Origin of the sequence: Campylobacter concisus (genome assembly GCF_001891085.1) — a bacterium.
Taxonomy (GTDB): domain Bacteria; phylum Campylobacterota; class Campylobacteria; order Campylobacterales; family Campylobacteraceae; genus Campylobacter_A; species Campylobacter_A concisus_O.
Map to the genome: position 1 here is coordinate 1 of NZ_JXUP01000014.1, position 2,764 is coordinate 2,764.

At 34.1% G+C, this 2,764-nt stretch carries 2 protein-coding genes; both read right to left on the reverse strand.

Annotated elements, in window-relative coordinates; genetic code table 11:
* The coding region (locus tag TH67_RS10065) for a hypothetical protein (RefSeq protein WP_180371761.1) at positions 1 to 281 on the reverse strand (281 nt) is incomplete at its 3' end.
* 597 nt (positions 282 to 878) lie between these two features.
* Positions 879 to 2,345 carry a hypothetical protein gene (locus TH67_RS10070; RefSeq protein ID WP_072595449.1) on the reverse strand — a complete coding sequence of 489 codons (1,467 nt, stop codon included), beginning with the start codon at positions 2,343 to 2,345 and terminating at the stop codon, positions 879 to 881.
* Positions 2,346 to 2,764: the final 419 nt, after the last annotated feature.

Genomic DNA, 2,764 nt, shown 5'->3' on the forward strand with positions numbered 1-2,764 from the left:
GTTCCTTTTAAGATGGCTTGTTGTAAAGCTGAGATATCAGCTACTGTTTCGTTATTGTTAGAGTCTTGATCTAGAGTTAGAGTATCTTTACCTATTAAAGTTATATCTTTACCATCAGTTTGAGTTATTGTTACTTTAGAGTCAGCACTATCTGTGACTATCTTTTCGTTTTGATAGACGATGTCTCCAACGCTAAGATGTCTTACTTCACCAGTTGCATCATTAATAGCTCTTACGCTTCCCCCAGTTACACTTTTAACTACTCCAGCTTCTTTAGCCATCACATTCTCCTTATTGTTTATAGTATTTGAAATTTTGAATGAATTATATAAATTTTAGAAGTATATGTCTATTGTACTGGGGTACAGTGTGAGATTTTTATAATATATAAAAAATAGGCGAAATAGCTTTAAAACAGGTTGTTTAATATAATTTCGTAGATTTATAACAAATAGAAAAGATAAAAAATTTTATAAGATTTTAGTTATACAAAAAGATTAACCCAAAGACTTTTTCCTTGGAATTAAATCAACTTTATATAATTTAAAGTACTAGCGTATCATCTTTAACTTCTAAAATCATGTTATGACTGCGTTCTGTGCATTTTTATTTACTAATCTTATGGCTTTTTCTTTTTAATCTAATAGTAAAAACACATCCCAGTTATACTAACTATTATAAATACTATAAATTTATAATCAAAAATTTAAAAACATCAATAATTTTTTAATTTACATATTTTTAGTGAATGTCTTTTAAAAAAGATTAATTAATATTCTTGCTTATTTCTATGGCTCGCCAAAGGGTAAAAATCAAAAACTACAAATAAAATTATTTAAATAAAAAACCCAAGAAATTCTTGGGTTTTAAATAAGATATTATAAATCCGATATAACGTTATTTTCTATTTTAATACTTACCGTTTCGCCATTTACGGTCGTAGAATACGTTCCGTCATTATTGTTTTGCCATGAAGACGTATCCGTCTTATGAACGGTATCGTCGCTACCGCCTTTTACGGTAAGAGTATTGCCGGTAGTTTTATTGATATCTAGCACGTCTTGTGCAGTAATGTTTAGTTTTGCGCCGTTTATACTCGTCATATCTACCGATTTTACGTTTTTATCCGTTATAGCAGATAACTGGGATAGATCCACGGTTTTATCGCCTTCCATATTGGTTATATTTACGTCTCCGTTTGTATGAGTTATAGATACTTTGTTTTCAAAATTTAAGTTATTAAATCCAGCAGAAGCTCCGTTTTTCAAAACTAAAGTATCATTGCCTTCATCTCCGTTTATAGCTATGCTACCTGAATTATTTATAGTAGCTCCGCCACTTATACTTATAGTATCATTGCCCTCATTGCCTCGCACTGAAGAGTTCGTCAAAGTAGCTCCAGAATTTATATTTATAGTATCGTTTCCTTCATATCCATAAACGTGACCGCCGTTTAAATTGGCTCCAGAATTTATATTTATAATATCGTTACCTTCGCCTGCACTTATATGCGTACCGCTTTCGAAATTAGACCCTGAATTTATATTTATAACGTCATTACCGCTTCCAGTTCCTATTCCGGTTCCTTGCGTTGTTTTAAATGTAGTATCAGTAGCATTTATAGTATCGTTGCCCTCTTTCGTCCAGATATTAGTATCGTTTACAGTAACGTTATATAAATTTACAGTATCGTTGCCAGTTCCAGTATCGACCTTGACGTTTTTATTGTAGTAGTTATCGTCGACTTTGTCTAGATTTGTATTCCTTATCGTAACGATATCATCGCCGTCTCCACTAATAATTTTACCGCCAACATAACCTTCTTTGTTAACTCCTCCATCGATTTCTATAATATCGTTACCAGCATTGCCTTCAATGCTGCCGATCTTACCTTCAGTATTATTTTCAATATCGCCCTTAACGACGGCACCGTCCAAAACTTTAATCGTATCGTTACCGTCGTCGCCGTGAATATATTCTTTTACCGTAGTACCCTTTCCAGTTATGGTTATATCATCATTACCCCATCTTCCGACTATACCGTCTACGCTTGCGCCCTTTTCTACTAGGATAGTATCGTCGCCGCCTCTACCGTTTATACCGCTAACGTATGTTTGGTTGTCAGATACGGTTATTTTATCATCGCCTTCGTCGCCCCTTACTTCTCCTGTTACTTTTGCGCCATCTTTTACCACGATCTTATCATCGCCGTCTCCGGCAAATATATTCTTCGCACTGGTTCCCGCACCGCTTAAAGTTATAGTATCGGCATCGGCACCTTTGTCGATTATATTTATATGCTTGCCGTGCTTTGCTTGTTCATCCATTTCATATATATCATTCATTGTCTTTGTATCGCCATATATTGCTCCATATACTTTCGCACCGCCTTCTAAGGATAAATTATCTTTTCCAGCATTGCCATATATATTACCTCTTACCTTGGATTCATTCTGTATAGAGATTGTATCTACGCCATCACCACCTTTGATAGCTTCGTATCTAATTATCCTTCCTTCATCATTCTTGATAGCTCGTCCACTTACCGTAGAATTATTTACGGTTATATCATCATTTCCAGAACCACCAAAAATTTCTACTAATTCAGCCCCATTCTTAGCATCAACATTATCGTTTCCAACTCCACTATGTACAGATGTTATCTTTGTATTGTCTACTGTTATGTTGTTAGGAGTATCTGAACCAAATACTTATTTTTAAAAAGGATAAACATGAAAAATTAGTTTCATTAGTTGCCATTTTG